Genomic DNA, 16,787 nt, shown 5'->3' on the forward strand with positions numbered 1-16,787 from the left:
GACTCGCCCAGCCCCTTCACCATCCGCAGCCCCAGCCGCAGCGCCTTCCCCCCGTCCTCCAGCGTGCAGTCCCAGCGCGAGCAATTCACGTCCACCGGCCGCACCTCCACGCCGTGCCGCTGCACGTCCGCCACCAGCGTGTGCGGCGCATAGAAGCCCATGGGCTGCGAGTTCAGCAGCGCCGTCGTGAAGGCCGCCGGGTAGTGACACTTCAGCCAGCTCGATGCATATGCAATCAACGCGAAGCTCGCCGAGTGACTCTCCGGGAAGCCGTAGTGCGCGAAGCCCCGGAAGTTGTCGAACCACTCCTCCGCCTGCGCCCGCGCATACCCTCGCGACAGACACCCCTCCACGAAGCGTCCCCGGTACTGCAACAGCATCGACTCCGCGCGCTTGTGGCTCAGCACCCGCCGCAGCCCATCCGCCTCCTCCGCGGAGAAGCCCGCCGCCACCATCGCCAGCTTCATCGCCTGCTCCTGGAAGAGCGGCACCCCCAGCGTCTTGCCCAATATCTCCCGCACCGCCTCGCTCGGGTACACCACCGTCTCCTCGCCGTTCCTCCTGCGCAGGAAGGGATGCACCATGTTCCCGACAATCGGCCCCGGGCGGATGAGGGCAATCTCCACCACCAGGTCGTAGAACGTCCTCGGCTTCAGCCGGGGCAGCATGTTCATCTGCGCCCGGCTCTCGATTTGGAACACCCCCACGGTGTCCGCCTCGCACAACATGTCGTAGACTTTCGGGTCCTCCGCCGGAATCGTCGCCAGCGACAGCTCCCGCCCGTGGTGCTCCCGAATCAGCGCGAAGCACTTCGACAGCGCCGTCAACATCCCCAGCGCCAGCAGGTCCACCTTCAACAGGCCAATCGAGTTGATGTCATCCTTCTCCCACTGGATGACTGTCCGCCCCGGCATGGCCGCGTTCTCCACCGGCACCAGCTCCGTCAGTGGCTCCCGCGTCATCACGAACCCGCCCACGTGGATGGACAGATGTCTGGGAACGCCCTCCAGCTCCGCCGCCACGGACAACGTCCGCTGCACCCGCCGGTCGAACGCGGACAGCCCCGCCTCCAACAAGACCTCCGGCGTCACCTGGAACCCGTGCGCCGCGGAGACCTTCGACAGCCGGTCCACCTGGTCCAACGACAACCCCAGCGCCTTGCCCGCCTCCCGCAGCGCCAGCCGCCCGCGATAGCAGATGACCTCACACACCATCCCCGCCCGATGGCGTCCGTGCTTCTCGTACACGTACTGGAGCACCTCCTCGCGCCGCTCGTGCTCGAAGTCCACGTCGATGTCCGGTGGCTCCTTGCGCGCCATGCTCAGGAAGCGCTCGAACAACAACCCCATCCGCACCGGGTCGATGGCGGTGATCTGCAACGCGTAGCAGACCGCCGAGTTCGCCGCGCTCCCTCGCCCCTGACACAGAATCCCCCGCCGCCGCGCGAAGCCGACGATGTCCCACAGCGACAGGAAGTACCCCGCGAAGTCGAGCGCGGCGATGAGTCGCAGCTCGTGCTCTATCTGCTTCACCACCTCCGGCGGAACCCCCGCCGGGTAACGCACGCAGAGCCCCTCGTACGTCAGCGCCCTCAAGTGCTCGTCCGCCGTCCGCCCGGAGGGCAGGTCCTCCTCCGGGAAGCGGTAGCGCAGGTCATCCAGCGACGCCCGACAGCGCGACGCCAGCTCCACGGTCCGCTCCAGCGACTCCGGCCGGTCCGCGAACAGCCGCGCCATCTCCCCGGGCCCCTTCAGCGTCCGCTCCCCGTTGGGCCACAGCCGCGTCCCCGCCTGGTCCACCGTCGTCCCGTGCCGCACCGCGCTCAGCACGTCCTGGAGCGGCTGACGGCGTCGGTGGTGCGTATGCACGTCGTTGTGCACCACCAGCGGCACCCCCAGCTCCCGCGCCAGCACCTCCGCGCGCGCCTCCCGCGCCGAGTCCCCCGCCGACAACGTCCGGCACAGCCCGACATGGAAGCGCCCCGGGAACGCCTCCGCCAACGACGCCACCCGCTCCACCGGCGCCGGCTCCGGCAACAGCGCGAGCAACCCGCCCGAGCGCTCCGCCAGCGCCCGCCACGGCAGCCCCGCCTCCCCCTTGGGGTGCGTCATCCGGCTGCGCGACACCAGCGAGCACAGGTTCGAATAGCCCCCCGGGTCCGCCGCGTACACCACCACCGGAGGCCCGTCCTCCAGCGTCAACTCCGCCCCGAGGATGAGCCGCACGCCGTGCTCTTTCGCGGCCAGGTGGGCCTTCACCGCCCCGTACAGTCCATCCGCGTCCGTCAGCGCCAGCGCGCTCAGCCCCAGCCGCGAGGCGGTGAGCACCAGTTCCTCCGGATGCGAGGCGCCGCGCAGGAACGAGAAGTTGGAGCGACAGACGAGTTCGGCGTAGTCCACACCCGATCAAGACACTGAGCGGGCGTTCAGGCGCTAGGTCGGATCTTCGTTCAGCGACAGAATGACTCCGTGGGTTGAGGCAAGTCGCACCGCCCCCGAATCCCCGCCGTCCGAGCCCGGCAACCTGCGCGGTAGGGGCGTGCCCTCGAGTTCGGTGAAGCGCGTGGTTTCGAGGACAGGTGGTGGCGCGCTTCTCGTAGCGTGTCGCCACGCCAGGTCCTCGCATGCGGCCGACGATCGAGCGCTGAGTATCGGGTCCGTCACGCGCCCCGGCTCCGCCTTCCCATCTTGCATCCTGGTTACAACAGCCTGACACAAGACAAGCCAAACAGGATATACCGCCGTGGCCTTCCCTCCTCGTTCAGGGCAGGTCGAGAGTCGTCACAGCGAAGCACATCCAACAGGAGGACAGTTGCAATGAAATCTTCCGCCCTGCTTCTCGCCGTGTGCCATCTGATTGTCATCACCGCGGCTGGGTGCAGCCAACAGGCGCCCACGGCTCCTGACAATCCTCCATCCGAAGCGCAGCCCTCACTCTCAGCCCTCGACAGTCCGAACAAACTTCGAGATGAAACGCATCAAGGTGGATACGTCGATGCTTCAGGGCAGGAGCACCTGCCACCTTTCCACTCGAGCACCAGCTCCCACGTTGCGCTGGATTACGTCGGTTGCGGCGATGACTACATCGACAACCACGGCATCACCCCCAAGGGATTCGAGCTCGACTACACGGCATGCAGCTCCGGCTCTCCACAGCCCACCGCCATCCGCGTGTCCTGGATACATGACATCCCCTTCGGAATCGCTGGCGACGTCTCATCTCCCAGCAGCTACGGAAGAGTGCGAGTCGACAGTGGTGCGTACCAGAACGTCCCTCTCTCCATGACACAGGTCGAAACGTACACACACCCGGCCTCGGGCATCGCGATGACCCGATACCGGGTCGAGTATACGGCCAGCCTGGCCAGCGTGAACTTCTGCGCGGCCTCCACCCTGACCACCAGCTACCGTCTCGCATTGGATTGCGACGAGACACCGCTGGGCTTTTCCGTGGCCAATACGACATCCCTGACGCCCAACACCTACAAGGTCCATCCCTACGTCGCCAGTGTCTCTTCCACTGGCACCCGGATGTTGACGGTCTCCACCGAGCCCCTTCCCTGCCCCCATTGCCACTCACCCGCGCTGGGTGACAGCCCCGAGCACGTCTTCGAGTATCGGAAGCAGGGCACCTTTGCGTGGACCGTGGTCCAGCGCACGAACACATCCAGCTTCAGGATCCCACTTCTCCGCGCGGGTACCTACGAGTACCGGTCCAGGGGCCGGCTGACGCCCAACGGGACGAACTCCGACTACACCGCGATCCGAACCGTGACCGTGACGGACCGCGCCGAGCTCGTGGCCGGCCCCCACTACTCTCTCGCGCGGCGCATGGACGGCACCGTCTGGCTGTCTGGCGTGGGACCGATTGGAGACGGCTCCTTGCCGCAGTACCGGTTCACCCCGGTGCAGGTCCAAGGGTTGAGCGGGATCGTGACCGTGGCACCAGGCAGCAACCACGCCCTGGCGGTGGATTCGAATGGCAGGGTCTGGGCTTGGGGCAACAATGACTACGGCCAGCTGGGGAATGGGACCTACACCGGGAGCAACACCCCGGTGCAGGTGCAAGGATTGACGGGAGTCGTCGCCATCGCCGCTGGGGTCTACCACTCATTGGCGCTGCGCGAAGACGGCACCGTCTGGGCCTGGGGAGCGAACCACTCTGGCCAGTTGGGGGATGGCAACACCTGGTTCGGGCGCGGGACGCCGCTGCCGGCGCAGGGGCTGAGCGGAATCGTGGCCGTGTCCGCTGGCGGCGACCACTCGCTGGCCCTGCGTGACGACGGCGTCTTGTTCGCCTGGGGCAATAACCGCGAATACCAGCTGGGCGATGCAAGCACGACGAATCGCCTGCTGCCATTTCAAGTGCCGGGAGTGAGCAACGTCGCGGTGATGCGTGGAGGCAATTCCTTCTCCCTGGCGGTCCTCGCCAATGGCACGGTCTGGGCCTGGGGATACAACGCCCAGGGGCAACTGGGGAACGGCTCGACGACAACCGAGAAGTCGCCGAAGCAGACGCCAGGGCTGACCGACGTGAAGGACCTCTCCGCGGGCTTCGGAAGCCACGTGCTGGCGTTGCACTCCAACGGCACCGTGTCGGCCTGGGGCAGCAACGACCAGGGCCAGTTGGGGAATGGCTCCACGATTGCCAGCACCAGCCCGGTGCAGGTCCAGGGACTGACCGATGTCTTTACCGTTTCGACGGGAGGAGCGCACTCGCTCGCACTGCGCTCCAACGGGACCGCCTGGGCGTGGGGGAGCAATCATGCCGGACAGCGCGCGGATGGGAGCGTCTGGCAACAGGTTGTCCCGATGAAGCTCGACGGACTGAGCAACGTGAAAGCCATCGCCGCGAGTCGGTCACACACCCTGGCGCTGCGCACCGACGGAACGGTCTGGGGGTGGGGACAGAACGACCATGGGCAACTGGGAATCGGGTCGACCTCGGCGACCTCCACGCTCGTACAGGTACCCGGGCTGACCAACATCGTCGCCATCTCCACCGGGCCCCTTCATTCGCTTGCGGTGCGCTCCGACGGCACCATCTGGGCCTGGGGAGACAACTCCACGGGACAGCTGGGCGATGGCACCCAATCCAACCGGCTCTCGCCTGTTCACGCCCAGGGACCGGCCACCGCGTTGACCGTGTCCGCGGGTCATCTCCATTCGCTGGCGTTGTACTCCGATGGCCTCATCAGGGCCTGGGGCTACAACTTCTTCGGCCAGCTGGGAGACACCACCATCAACAACTCGAGATCCACTCCATCGCTTGTTTACGGAATGTCCGGCTCGCTGGCCATCGCCGCGGGCACGAGCCACTCGATGGGGATCCGCGACTCCGAGCCCAGCACCTGGACCTGGGGCGACAACACCGTTGGACAGCTCGGCGGAGGCGGCCCCGACAAGCGCCCGTACTCGACTCCTGTCACAGGCATGACCGGTGGCCGTGCCGTGGCGGCGGGGACCTACCACTCGATGGTCCTCCGCGCTGACGGGAGCGTGTGGACGTGGGGTGTCAACGACAACGGGCAACTGGGAGACGGCTCCTTCACCCATACGAATTGGCCCGTGCAGGTCCATGGGCTGAGCGGAGTGAAGGCCGTGGCGGCCGGCGGCGACCAGTCCGCGGCGGTGCTGAACGACGGCACCTTCTGGACCTGGGGACTGTACGGAGGCCAAGGCTGGAAATCCAATGTCCCGGTGCAGGCTGGCACGCTGACCAACGGACGAAGCGTGGCCGTGGGCCATGGGCACTTCGTCGGGCTGCTGCAAGACGGCACCGTCTGGGTCTGGGGATACAATGACTTCGGTCAGCTCGGAAGCAGCCTGCCAACGAGTGGTCTGACGGCGACGCCCTCACTCCTGCTCTGAGCGGCGCTGGCCCCTCCCTCGGTTCTGTTCGTGTCGCTTCGTGGCGGGCCACTCCTGGGAGGCCCGCCACGAAGCCGTGCTCCGCATCCCTCCCGCACGATGCTGTCGACCCGCTGAGCGGTCTTCGGCATCGCCTCCGGCCAGGGCGCGTGCATCCCTCCCACGCCGCCGTGCCACGACGTTTCCAGACAGCCCTTCGTCCGAGGTCCTCGTTCGGCCCCGGACAGGCGCGCGCCACATCGCGCGAGGCTGTCCGCGCAGCAACGCTCAACTCCTGAGAATCCCTGTCACCAGAGGTCCGGGTGCCTACCGTCGTTGACCGCTCGGCGCGCCTGCTTCGTCAGGCGCCCGTCGCAACGAGCGGCATCGGCCCATGTCGCCACACCACCTCTGTCGACGAGGAGGACGTATGTCCTTGCACGGCCTCATCCGCTTCGCCCTTCCCTTCACCCTGTTCCTGGCATCCGCCCTGCTCTTCCCTCTCCTCGGGCTGGGCGGCGAGACGCAGGCCGCTTCGCGCAAGAGCGCCCCCTGCGGCGTGAATCGTGAACTGTATCTGGGCACCTACAAGGGCCGTGTGTTCAAGGAATGGCAGACACCCCTCACCGACGAGCAGCTCAAGGACCCATTGACTCGCATGGCCAATGACGCCCTGCTCAAGAACAACTACACGCTCACCGTCCGCTTCCTGCGCGACGCGCGGGGCGCCTACTGGGCGGAGACGCTGGTGCAGTTCGACAGCCTCACCCCCGACACCGTGGGCCCCAGCCACAAGGACACCAGCAGCTACCTGCTCAACCTGGACCGGGAGCCCGCCAAGGTGGAGTTCGTCGTGACGCGGCGGCCGGCGAAGACCTACGCCACCCGACCCCAGGAACAACCCCGCACCGGCGGCATCGAGAAGACCACCTCCCGACCCAAGCCCACCAGCCACACCCTGGTCTTCAAGGAGACCCTGGCCCTGGACGCCCTGGACTGCGACAGCGGCGGCGTCCCCCAGCGCCTGCTCTTCACCCGGACCATCGGCGGCCAGCAGCCCATCGTCGAGACCCGGGAGCTGTTCCGCGCGAAGTAGGCGCGGCCCGCCTCTCGGGGAGGCCCATGTAGACGTTCGGTCCTTTCGGCCGGGCCCGTCCGCGTTTGACAGGACGGTGAACCGGCTGACAAAGAGATCTCCATGGACCTGACTCCCGCCGCCTGGCAGCTCTGGATCGTCGCCGCCCTCATCTGCGGCGGGCTGGAAATCAAGCTGTCCGGTTTCGGACTCGTCTGGTTCGGGGCGGGAGCGCTCGTCTCCTCGCTCGCCGCGGCCCTCGGGCTGGGGGGCTTCCTCCAGGTGGCGCTCTTCGCCACCGTCTCCATCGGCCTGTTCGCCGCCTCGCGCACCCTGTTCAAGAATGTTTTCATGCGGAACGCTTCGCATTTGAAGACGGGGGTCGAGGCCATGGTGGGGCAGGAGGCGGTGGTGATGGAGGCCATCGGGACGCCGCACGGCGGGACGGTGCGCATCAACGGCGAGCTGTGGACGGCCCGCTCGTTGTCCGGCGCCATCCCCGAGGGAGAGCTCGTCACCGTGGAGCAGGTCGAAGGACTCAAGCTGTGGGTGCGCCGCCCTTCGGCGACGTTGTCCGTTCCCGCGGCGGAACAGAAACAGGAGAAAGTCTGATGGATCCACTGACCTTTGTGATTCTCGTCGCCCTCTTGGGGCTCGCGGGCTTCGTGCTGTACACCTGCGTCCGCATCGTTCCCCAGGCCAAGGTCATGGTGGTGGAGCGGCTGGGCAAGTTCCACGGCGTCGCCACCAGCGGCCTCAACCTCCTCATCCCGTTCCTCGACAGCCCCCGTCCCATCGAGATGCGCACGGGCAACCGCTACATGCGCAGCACCATGGTGGACCTGCGCGAGCAGGTCATGGGCTTCGAGACGGTGCAGGTCATCACCCACGACAACGTCAACATGGAGGTCGGCTCGGTCATCTACTACCAGATCGTCGACGCCGCGAAGGCGCTGTACCAGGTGGAGAACCTGGCGCTGGCGATCGAGCAGCTCACGATGACGAACCTGCGCAACGTCATGGGCAGCCTGACGCTGGACCAGACGCTCACCAGCCGCGAGACGGTGAACACGCGGCTGCGCATGGTGCTGGACGAGGCCACGGAGAAGTGGGGCGTGAAGGTGACGCGCGTGGAGCTGCGCGAAATCGAGCCGCCCCAGGCCATCAAGTCCGCCATGGCCAAGCAGATGACCGCCGAGCGTGAGCGCCGCGCCGAGGTGACCAAGGCCGAGGGCGACAAGGCCGCCGCCATCCTCCAGGCCGAAGGCCAGAAGATCTCCCGCATCCTCCAGGCCGAGGGCGAGCGTGACGCGGAGGTCGCCCGCGCCGAGGGCCACAAGCGCGCCACCATGCTGGAGGCCGAAGGCAAGGCCGAGGCCACGCGCCTGACGTTCGAGGCCATCCACAGCGGCCACGCCACCCCGGAGGTGCTCGCGCTGCGCTACATGGAGACCCTCCAGGAGATTGGCAAGGGTGACAACAAGATGTTCATCCCCTACGAGGCCACCGCCACCCTGGGCGCCATCTCCGTCATCAAGGACGTCTTCTTCGCCAAGGACGACGAGGCCAAGCGCCCCGCTCCCCAGGCCCGTCCCACCGCGGCGTCCCTGAGCGCCCAGAGCATCGCCCGGAGCAACGTGCTCGCCGAGCCGGCGACGCTCACGGGCGCCAACGCTCCGCAGGCACGGCGGCCCCGTCCTCCCTCCGGGCAGGACGAGTAGCGCGCTGGCCGGAAACCGTCTTGCTCGTCGTCCAGGCTGGCCGGCGAGCGAGACGGGGTTGCAATCCGCCCCGGAGCAAGCCATAGATTTCGGCGCACGCATCCACCGGAGGGCCTGACACCCCCTCCCTACGCGAGGTTGACGCACCCTTGAAGCTGAGCCGCTGAGTCCCAGGTCTTTTGGCCTCACCGCGCAGGGCCGCCCCTATGGGCTGGCTCGCGTCCTGGATTCAGGAGTTCGCTTCTCATGTCTTCCCTTCGCGCGCATCGCGTGTCGTTCGCCTATTCCGACGCTGTCTCCGTCCTCTCTGAAGTCGACTTCCACCTGACGTCCGGCTGGACGGGGCTCGTGGGCGCCAACGGCGCTGGCAAGTCCACCCTGCTGCGGTTGCTCACAGGGGAGCTGACACCCACCGAGGGGCACCTCCAGTTTGATCCACCCTCACCCACGCTGCGGCTGTGCCGGCAGGAGGTGGAGGGGCTGACGCCGGACATCACCACCTTCGCCGAGTCGTGGGATGCGCTCGCGCGCAGGCTCCACGGACAGCTGGGGCTGGACGTCTCCGCGTTGGAGCGCTGGCCCACGTTGTCACCGGGCGAGCGCAAGCGGTGGCAGGTGGGCGCCGCCCTGGCCGCCGAGCCTCACGTGTTGCTGCTCGACGAGCCCACCAACCACCTGGACTCGGAGGCACGGACGTGGCTCGTCTCGGCGCTGCGGCGCTTCAAGGGCGTGGGCGTCGTCGTGTCTCATGACCGACCTCTCCTGGAGACACTCACCACGTCCACGCTGCGCGTCCACGGCGGTGATGCGCGGCTGTGGCCCGGGGCCTACTCCGCGGCGAAGCAGCACTGGGAGGCCGAGCGCGAGGCGGAAGTCGGCGTCTATCAGCAGGCCCGCTCGGAGCAGCGACGCGCGGCGCGGCTGCTGGACCAGGCCCGACGGGAGCAACAGTCCGCGGATGCGGCTCGGAGCACGCGCAAGCGGATGAAGGACAAGAACGACAACGACGCGCGCTCCATGGGCGCGTCCGTCGTGGCGGGCTGGGCGGAGAACCATGCGGGCCGCCGCGTGGGCATCCAACGCCGCGAGTTGGATCGCGCCACCGAGGCCGTGGGGGAGTTCACCGCGGACAAGACGGTGGGCCGCTCCGTCTTCGTCGACTACGTGCGCTCTCCCAATCCGTGGCTGTTCACCGTCGACCTGCCGGAGCTGCGCGCCGGGGACGTGACGCTGCTGGGCCCGGTGAAGCTGTCGGTGGGCCGCGAGGCGCGCGTGCGAATCGAGGGACCCAACGGCGCGGGCAAGAGCACCCTGGTGCGCGCGCTGCTGGAGAACGCCCGCGTGCCCATGGAGCGCGTGTTGTACCTGCCCCAGGACGTGGGCGCGGAGGAGGCGCGGTCCACGCTCGACGAGGTGCGCGCCCTGCCTCCCGAGGAGAAGGGGCGCGTGCTGTCCCTGGTGGCCGCGCTCGGTGTGGACCCGGAGCGGTTGCTCGGCTCGGAGCAACCTTCTCCGGGCGAGGTGCGCAAGCTGCTCATCGCGCGAGGGCTCGGGCAGCACGCCTGGGCGATGGTGCTCGACGAGCCCACCAATCATCTGGACCTGCCCTCCATCGAGCGACTGGAGGTGGCCCTGCGCGAGTACCCCGGTGCGCTGCTGCTGGTGACTCACGACACCGCGTTCGCTCGCGCGTGCACCTCCGAGTCCTGGCGCGTGGAGCATGGCCAGGTGGAGGTGACGGCCGGGTGAAGCACGTCGAGGGCCTCGCTCACGTCCTGAACTGGGGGTGTTCGCGCTCCCACTTCACCAGGCCCGCGAGCCCCTCTTCCACGGACACGCGAGGACGAAAGCCCGTCTCACGCTCCAGGGCGGTGGGGTCCGCCCAGGTGCCGTCCATTTCTCCGGGTTGGGCGGGCAGTGGACACAACACCGCCCGAGTCCCCGCGTGCCGCTCCAGCACGGCCACGAAGTCGCGCAGCGAGACGGGCTCGCCCCGGCCCACGTTGAGCAGGCGATACGGCGGTGTCGCGGTGGGCGGGCGGTCCAGCACACGCAGCACCGCCTCCGCCACGTCGTCCACGTGCGTGAAGTCGCGCCGCATGCGGCCCTCGCCGTAGAGGTCGATGGTGCGCCCCGCGTGCAAGGCGCGCAGGAAGCGCAGCGGTGCCATGTCCGGGCGACCCCACGGGCCGTAGACGGTGAAGAAGCGCAGCCCGCTGGTGGGCAACTCGTGCAGGTGGCTGTACGTGTGGGCCAGCAGCTCTCCGGCGCGCTTGGTCGCGGAGTAGACATTGAGCGGGTGGTCAGCGGAGGCGCTCTCCGCGAAGGGCGGCGGCGTGTCCGCGCCGTACACGGAGCTGGAGGAGGCGTAGACGAGGTGCTCCACGCGCGCGGCACTCGCCTGCTCCAGGACGTGGAGGAAGCCCGTCACGTTCGCGTCCAGATAGGACCGGGCGGAGGCCCCCGCCGCGCGGACGCCGACCTTCGCCGCCAGGTGCACCACGCGCTCGGGGCGTTCTTGCTGGAAGATTCTCGCGAGCGTGGCGCTGTCGGTGATGTCGACGGGATGACAGGTGAAGCGCTCGGCGTCGGGGGAGGCGCGGAGTCGGGCCAGTCGGGCGTGCTTGAGGGGCACGTCTCCGGAGGGGTCCAGGTTGTCCACGCCGAGGACCGTGTCCCCTCGCGCCAGCAGCCTCGCGCTGACGTGGTGACCGATGAAGCCCGCCGCTCCGGTGACGAGGACCCGCATGCGGACCACACGCTCCCATGGGGCCCTGGCGGACGCCACGTCCACGGTGTGACGAAGTCCCTCGCGGAGCGTCCCGTCGGACCCGACACCTGACTTCCCGTGGCCCCTGCTTGGACGTAGGGTGAGCGACATGGTGTCCGTGAACCAGCTCCGACCCTTCGCCGAGGCCTCGCTCGAGGCCTTCCGAGCCGCGTCAGGCCCGGTGGCGCTCATCCAACAGCCCGTGGACCCGGTCTTCCGGAGCGTCGCCCAGCAACTGACGGGGGCGCGCACGGTGGGCATGGCGCACCGCACGCGCATGACGGAGCGGCTGCTCGCGATGCTCCGCGACTTCGACAACCTGGAGGTCCACTTCCTGAACCCGAAGGTGGATGGTGAGGAGCTCACCGTCGGCCGTTCGGAGTGTGACCTGGTGGTGCCGGACCCTTCCGTCTCGCAGCACCACGCGACGCTGCGGTGGAATGCGGCGACGGGCGGCTATCTGGTGCGCGATGCCCAGTCGATGAACGGCACGTGGATCAACGGCGCGCCGCTGGGCTTTCGCGCGCAGGTGACGCTCAACGACGGCGACACGCTGGCGTTCGGCGACGCGCAGTTCCTCTACCTGCGCGCGGAGACGGTGCACGAGCACCTGCGACTGGCGAGCCCCCGGGCGACGCCCTGAGGGCGAGGGGCGTCAGGGCACTTCCTTGACGATCTGGATGACGGCCTTGCGCAGATAGGAAGTGTAGTCCGTCTGCGACTGGTACAGGCCAATCATGGCGACGGTGCGGCTCTCCGTGCGCCAGACCAGTTGGCCGTCGGAGGAGATGACGCCGGCCTCCATCACCACATCGGCGCGGCCCATCGTCTGAATACCAGAGACGTCGACCCAGGACAGCACGACGACGACGGCGGCCTCGGCGTCATTGGCGCGGATGACGGACACGACTTCGTCCGTGGAGGGCGAAGGCGCCGCGGAGATGCGGGTCCCGACGACGTCGAAGCCCCGCTCGCGCAGGACGGATTCCGTCTGGCTGACGAGGACGGTGCGCGGGTTGCCCTCGCCCATCAGGTCCTGGCGGTAGGACGACATGGGCAGCGAGTCCACGCGAGAGCCGACGACGACGACGACCTTGCGGATGGCCCCCGCGGGACGCACCTCCGGCGCGGCGCATGCGGTGACGAGCAGGGACAGCAGGAGGAGAGCGGAGGCGCGCATGAGGGCCCTGGGGAAAGAGGTGGTCGCTCTGCATAACCACGGGTGACGGGTGCGGGCAAACGGGGATGCCGTGTGACGGGGCGTGGTATCCACCGGAGTGTGCGCGCATGGCCTCTTTACTGTGTCGTGATACGAGCAAGGAAACGCCATGAGCCGATTCGCCACGCCCGGCCTGCTCTTCGCCATCCTGTCGGCCTGCGCCACCACCTCTCGCGAGGGGCCTGCGGCATCGGCATGCCCGACCCACAAGCTCGACTTCACCCAGGAGACGGGATGTCGGAACGACGGCTCGGTGGAGTTCTGCCTTCCCACGGGTGATGAAGCGCTGATCGCCCGAGTGAGAGGATTCGCTCCGACCTCGCTCCAGGCCGGGGCCTCACGAGGCCGTGTTGGCTGCAGCATCCCCGAGGAGACACTCTACTTCTTCGCTACCGGCGACACCGAATGTGTCTCACGCCATGGCGCGCTCACCCCCACCGCATGGGACGCGCTCTGCCGCATCGCCGAGCTTCCAGAGGTAAGGAAGATCGCTCCGACTTGGTACGAATAGAATGCCGCTCCGAAACGACCCAGCGTCTCTTCCATCCAAGTGATTACATCCCCCCAAGAGCGGCTCAGCCAGAACAACCCCCAAGACACCCAGCACAAACAATCCCATTTACAGCAAAATCGCCCTCAAGTCAGACGCCATTACGCACCCCATCATCCTGACCTGCCTGATTCCTTAGAACCACTGATTACGCATGGTGATGGAGCTTGAACGCCGGGGACGCATCCGGCGCTGCGCCGGACAGGCCCACAGCATCGAACTGCTGCTGGCCCCAGAGCTTCTGCCCATCCTCCGTTTAAGCGGTGCGATTCTTGGCACCCTCGACACAGGGACGCCTATCGCGCTCGCTGACTTGGAGCTTTATCCATTAACACCATTTTCCGACCAGATTGAAGAACTCGAGGGCGAGACTCCTTCTGCGACTGACATTGAAAAGTGGGTCGCGAAGCACTTCAAAGCCAATCCGTAGGGCTAGTGACCGTCTCTGATTATTGCAGCCAGAGAAGCATGGCTGCGACGTGCAGGACGGCGAGGTAGCAGGTCGCCGTCTTGTCGAAGTCGCAGTCCCCCTCGTTTCGAGGGAGGGCCAGCCCTGGAGCCCAAGATTAGCGAGTGGATAGTTCGCGGAACGAGATGCCGTCGAGCGCAAGCTGGGCCACGGCATTCATGAATCGCTCGCTGCCAATCACCACCGTGGCGAAGTTACCCACGCGAAACAGGTCAAGGTCCTTGGGCAGGGACGCGGCATCCAAGACGGGCTCCTCGGGCAGGCTGAAGGCGTGCCGGCCGCACGTCTCGCACGGAGGAGGCGTCTCCGGAGGGATGCAATCGGGGTGCAGTCGTCCCCGGGGCTCAATCTGAAGCTCCAGCAGCTCGGGTGCATCCTTCTGACGGAAGCGCAGCTCCGGGCGACATCCCACCAGCCCTTGCACACCAGCCGCCTGGAGCCCCTCCATTGCGTCCTGTCGTACCAGCCACAAGATGTCGCCCTGCGACGTAAACGAGCCGAACCGTCCAGAAGCGCGTCCCCTCAATGGCCCAAAGCTCGTGCCAGGAGGCAGCTCGGCATTCGCGGGAACCAGGTGACGTACCAATTCGCGCAAGCGTGCGAACTCAACGAAGGGTTCGGGTCTGGCCTTCTCGAACTCCCGCCGCTCGGGCAGCCCCGACAGATCAACGCAGGGGTAGTCATGGCCCACGTCGCTCCACGTGACACCACAAGCGTGACACTTCACACCGGGCAGGCTCCATGGGTGCGTCCCGTCAAGGTCACCGCCACCACGCTCCTGAACGAGCGCCCTGCTCCTCGTGAGTTCAAAAAAACGGGGCATCGGTCCTCACGCTCCTGGGCGTGAATAGTAGGGCTGAATGGGCCCGCCGATCAGGTCGAAGCGATGGATCAGCATCCCCGCATACTTGAAGATCTCCTCCGGAGAAGCTCGTGGATTCACGCGCATGAAGGCGCGCCAGGCATCATTCCAGGCGCCTCCACGGTCTCCGCCCCGATGAATCCGTTGGTGGACATCCCGAGGAATGGGCATGGTGTAATTGTGGATTTTGACGCCCTGTTGATCAAACCACCTCGCGAGGTCTTCAGCCTGCGGAAAGAGGTGATGTTTCTCCCAGCGCCCCGCCGTGAGCTGTCGTGCCGGAGGGATGATCTGTGCAGGGGCACCGTTCCAGTTGGGAAACGTCATGACAGCGCCACGCGGGAGCTTTTGCGCGCCGCCCCAGTTCCTTCGGGGCCCCATTCCTGGGGCAGCCGCCGCTGCAGGAGGCCGGCTGGGTGGGAAACGCGCCAGCTCAAGCGCACCCGGCGTCTCCTCGCAGCGATAGAAGCCACAGGCATCACCCAGACAAAGGAGGGTGACGCACTGATCTTCTTCAGGTGCGTTGCACTCCTGCTCCGCGGCTTCCCCTGCTTGCTGAATGCGAGGGCGTAAGGCACTCGAGCATCCCCACCCAGACACAACCAGCAACGCGACCATCAGGAAACGAAGTGACATGAAGCACAGCCTCCGCGCAGAAGGTCAGTCGAACAACCCCTGCAGATAGAAGCGGCCGTCCCTCATGTCTCGAAACACCCACGCGGGGCCCAGTCCTTCGAAATGCACGCGGTAGTAGTCCCGCTGGAAGGGTGACTCTGACCACCACTCCCCTCCCAGTCGCTCCGGCCCTGTCACCGCCGTCACCCGGTGCCGCCGCCCGCTCACTCGCGCCGCCAGCAACCGTCCCGTCTCCGCCACCTCCGCGTCCAGCCACGCCGGCTCCGCCAACAACCGCGACGGCCGCTCCTGGAGCCCGCCTCCTACTGGCGCACGTTCCACGCGCGTCCCCGCGAACTCCCCCGCCCAGCCCGCTCGCGCTTCCGGCGGATGGAAGGCCTTCACCCCATGCGCCCCCTCCGGCCGGTGCACCGCCTCCAGGCCCGCCGAGCAGAGCGACTCCTCCCCCAGCGTCGTCACCAGTCGCGACAACACCACCTCCAGCGCCGCATCCCCCTCCGGCGCATCCCCCAACGAGAGCTGTTGCTCCCGATCCTCCGAGCACTCATCCACCCGCGCGGACACCTCCGCCACCGGGTTCTCCAGCCGCAACTCCTCGATCCGATGCCGAGCCAGGTCCAGCAACAGCTTCGCCTCCGCCGTGGGCCTCGCCAGCGCCAGCGTCACCCGCTGCTGCCCCGATGGATCCAACTTCAGCGTGAAGGTGATGCGCACCGCCGCCCGCCGCCGCCCCGACAGCCGCGCCCCCAACCTGTCCAGTAGCGTCTTCAGCGCGAAGCGCAGCGGCTCGAACGACTCCGCCGGCCAGTCCAGCACCCGCCGCTCCTCCAGCACCTCCTCCAGCACCTCCGCCACGAAGGGAGTGTCGTCCTCTCCACAACACCGCGCATGCACCCGCGCCCCATTGACTCCACCGCGCGCCACCACCGCACCCGCCGGCAACGCCGCCACCTCCCCCAACGTGCTGAGGCCCAACGCGGAGAAGGGCGCGCTCTCCCGCCCCTCCAGTGCGGCCAGGGGCAACGGCGCCAACGCCCGAGCCGACCTTCCCTCGGGAACCACCTCCACCCGCCGCACCCCGTACCGCGCCAGCGCCCGAGAGCTGAACGCCTCCGAGGCCACCGCCACATGCGCCCGGTACCCCAGCTCCGAACACAGCGCCAACGCCCGCGAGCACAGCCCGTCCTCGCCTCCAGACAGGTGCGCCGCCCCCGCGTCCAGCCACAGGCCATCTGGCGCTGAAAGCTGGAAGCCAGGCCCCAGGCACAAGAGCGCCTCCCCCAGCGCCACCAGCGCCCGCGCCTCGTCCTCCGGCCGATAGGGAAAGTGCCGCAGCCCCGGCTCCAACGCCGTCGCCGCGGTGAGCGTCGTCCCGGGCCGCACCCCCGCCTTCAGCGCGGACGTCGATGCCGCCGCCACCCGCCGCTGGCCTCGCGACTCCTCCACCAGCACGAAGGGCCGCCCCGCCAGCTCCGGGCATTCGAGGACCTTGCGCTGCACCGGGAAGCGCGTGAAGTGCAGATACGCCCTGCGCATGGCGCGTGCCTCAGTGCGCCGCCGAGGCCGCGCTCAAACCCGCTCGCAACGACGGCATGGCGCCATCCCGCCCGGACCGCTGGCCCTGGATCCCCAGGCC

At 67.7% G+C, this 16,787-nt stretch carries 14 protein-coding genes; 8 read left to right on the forward strand and 6 right to left on the reverse strand.

Translation table 11 applies throughout. The annotated features are described in order from the left end of the window. Positions 1–2,399: error-prone DNA polymerase (locus HUW62_RS37110; protein ID WP_176437106.1), on the reverse strand; the 2,399-nt coding region annotated here is incomplete at its 3' end. A gap of 882 nt (positions 2,400–3,281) precedes the next feature. On the opposite strand from HUW62_RS37110, the gene HUW62_RS37115 reads away from it, so the two are divergent. From HUW62_RS37115 to HUW62_RS37135, 5 genes are all read left to right on the forward strand, one after another. Further along, the gene (locus HUW62_RS37115) at positions 3,282–5,870 is read left to right on the forward strand and encodes an RCC1 repeat-containing protein (protein WP_255203865.1); all 2,589 of its coding nucleotides are present in this window, start codon (positions 3,282–3,284) and stop codon (positions 5,868–5,870) included. 409 nt (positions 5,871–6,279) lie between these two features. Then, positions 6,280–6,945 carry a hypothetical protein gene (locus tag HUW62_RS37120; protein ID WP_163867108.1) on the forward strand — a complete coding sequence of 222 codons (666 nt, stop codon included), beginning with the start codon at positions 6,280–6,282 and terminating at the stop codon, positions 6,943–6,945. Between the two features lie 102 nt (positions 6,946–7,047). Beyond that, positions 7,048–7,536 (forward strand): NfeD family protein, encoded by a 489-nt coding sequence (locus HUW62_RS37125; protein ID WP_176437107.1) that lies wholly within the window; start codon positions 7,048–7,050, stop codon positions 7,534–7,536. Next, positions 7,536–8,645 carry an SPFH domain-containing protein gene (locus HUW62_RS37130; protein WP_163867106.1) on the forward strand — a complete coding sequence of 370 codons (1,110 nt, stop codon included), beginning with the start codon at positions 7,536–7,538 and terminating at the stop codon, positions 8,643–8,645. The genes HUW62_RS37125 and HUW62_RS37130 overlap by 1 nt, the downstream gene beginning before the upstream one ends. A gap of 246 nt (positions 8,646–8,891) precedes the next feature. Then, positions 8,892–10,394, forward strand: a complete 1,503-nt coding sequence (locus tag HUW62_RS37135; protein WP_176437108.1) for an ATP-binding cassette domain-containing protein — start codon at positions 8,892–8,894, stop codon at positions 10,392–10,394. A gap of 19 nt (positions 10,395–10,413) precedes the next feature. On the opposite strand, the gene HUW62_RS37140 is transcribed toward HUW62_RS37135, so the two are convergent. After that, positions 10,414–11,394 (reverse strand): NAD-dependent epimerase/dehydratase family protein, encoded by a 981-nt coding sequence (locus HUW62_RS37140; RefSeq protein ID WP_176437109.1) that lies wholly within the window; start codon positions 11,392–11,394, stop codon positions 10,414–10,416. Positions 11,395–11,524: 130 nt separating this feature from the next. Between HUW62_RS37140 and HUW62_RS37145 the strand changes: the two genes are divergently transcribed. Further along, the gene (locus tag HUW62_RS37145; RefSeq protein WP_163867103.1) at positions 11,525–12,058 is read left to right on the forward strand and encodes an FHA domain-containing protein; all 534 of its coding nucleotides are present in this window, start codon (positions 11,525–11,527) and stop codon (positions 12,056–12,058) included. A gap of 12 nt (positions 12,059–12,070) precedes the next feature. On the opposite strand, the gene HUW62_RS37150 is transcribed toward HUW62_RS37145, so the two are convergent. Then, positions 12,071–12,595 (reverse strand): hypothetical protein, encoded by a 525-nt coding sequence (locus HUW62_RS37150; RefSeq protein WP_163867102.1) that lies wholly within the window; start codon positions 12,593–12,595, stop codon positions 12,071–12,073. A gap of 148 nt (positions 12,596–12,743) precedes the next feature. On the opposite strand from HUW62_RS37150, the gene HUW62_RS37155 reads away from it, so the two are divergent. Both HUW62_RS37155 and HUW62_RS37160 read left to right on the forward strand, forming a co-directional pair. Continuing rightward, positions 12,744–13,145: a hypothetical protein gene (locus HUW62_RS37155; protein ID WP_163867101.1), complete on the forward strand. Its 402-nt coding sequence runs from the start codon at positions 12,744–12,746 to the stop codon at positions 13,143–13,145. A gap of 193 nt (positions 13,146–13,338) precedes the next feature. Next, positions 13,339–13,614, forward strand: coding sequence for a hypothetical protein (locus HUW62_RS37160; protein WP_163867100.1), 276 nt, complete (start codon positions 13,339–13,341; stop codon positions 13,612–13,614). A gap of 136 nt (positions 13,615–13,750) precedes the next feature. Here HUW62_RS37160 and HUW62_RS37165 read toward each other — a convergent pair whose 3' ends face one another. The 3 genes from HUW62_RS37165 to HUW62_RS37175 are packed head-to-tail and all read right to left on the reverse strand — an operon-like array spanning position 13,751 to position 16,687. Beyond that, positions 13,751–14,476, reverse strand: a complete 726-nt coding sequence (locus HUW62_RS37165; protein WP_163867099.1) for a double-CXXCG motif protein — start codon at positions 14,474–14,476, stop codon at positions 13,751–13,753. Between the two features lie 6 nt (positions 14,477–14,482). Beyond that, positions 14,483–15,151 carry a TIGR02269 family lipoprotein gene (locus HUW62_RS37170; RefSeq protein WP_176437110.1) on the reverse strand — a complete coding sequence of 223 codons (669 nt, stop codon included), beginning with the start codon at positions 15,149–15,151 and terminating at the stop codon, positions 14,483–14,485. Positions 15,152–15,175: 24 nt separating this feature from the next. After that, positions 15,176–16,687, reverse strand: coding sequence for a DNA polymerase Y family protein (locus HUW62_RS37175; RefSeq protein ID WP_176437111.1), 1,512 nt, complete (start codon positions 16,685–16,687; stop codon positions 15,176–15,178). Positions 16,688–16,787 lie beyond the last annotated feature (100 nt).

The organism is Myxococcus sp. AM011, from assembly GCF_013372595.1.
GTDB lineage: Bacteria > Myxococcota > Myxococcia > Myxococcales > Myxococcaceae > Myxococcus > Myxococcus eversor.

What these genes read in the sequence shown, in the direction of transcription:
- HUW62_RS37145 (WP_163867103.1), top strand. Translation starts at nt 11,525, where the DNA reads ATGGTGTCCGTGAACCAGCTCCGACCCTTCGCCGAGGCCTCGCTCGAG.
- HUW62_RS37165 (WP_163867099.1), bottom strand. Translation starts at nt 14,476, where the DNA reads ATGCCCCGTTTTTTTGAACTCACGAGGAGCAGGGCGCTCGTTCAGGAG.
- HUW62_RS37140 (WP_176437109.1), bottom strand. Translation starts at nt 11,394, where the DNA reads ATGCGGGTCCTCGTCACCGGAGCGGCGGGCTTCATCGGTCACCACGTC.
- HUW62_RS37115 (WP_255203865.1), top strand. Translation starts at nt 3,282, where the DNA reads ATGACACAGGTCGAAACGTACACACACCCGGCCTCGGGCATCGCGATG.
- HUW62_RS37155 (WP_163867101.1), top strand. Translation starts at nt 12,744, where the DNA reads ATGAGCCGATTCGCCACGCCCGGCCTGCTCTTCGCCATCCTGTCGGCC.
- HUW62_RS37125 (WP_176437107.1), top strand. Translation starts at nt 7,048, where the DNA reads ATGGACCTGACTCCCGCCGCCTGGCAGCTCTGGATCGTCGCCGCCCTC.
- HUW62_RS37170 (WP_176437110.1), bottom strand. Translation starts at nt 15,151, where the DNA reads ATGTCACTTCGTTTCCTGATGGTCGCGTTGCTGGTTGTGTCTGGGTGG.
- HUW62_RS37160 (WP_163867100.1), top strand. Translation starts at nt 13,339, where the DNA reads ATGGTGATGGAGCTTGAACGCCGGGGACGCATCCGGCGCTGCGCCGGA.
- HUW62_RS37120 (WP_163867108.1), top strand. Translation starts at nt 6,280, where the DNA reads ATGTCCTTGCACGGCCTCATCCGCTTCGCCCTTCCCTTCACCCTGTTC.
- HUW62_RS37175 (WP_176437111.1), bottom strand. Translation starts at nt 16,687, where the DNA reads ATGCGCAGGGCGTATCTGCACTTCACGCGCTTCCCGGTGCAGCGCAAG.
- HUW62_RS37130 (WP_163867106.1), top strand. Translation starts at nt 7,536, where the DNA reads ATGGATCCACTGACCTTTGTGATTCTCGTCGCCCTCTTGGGGCTCGCG.
- HUW62_RS37150 (WP_163867102.1), bottom strand. Translation starts at nt 12,595, where the DNA reads ATGCGCGCCTCCGCTCTCCTCCTGCTGTCCCTGCTCGTCACCGCATGC.
- HUW62_RS37135 (WP_176437108.1), top strand. Translation starts at nt 8,892, where the DNA reads ATGTCTTCCCTTCGCGCGCATCGCGTGTCGTTCGCCTATTCCGACGCT.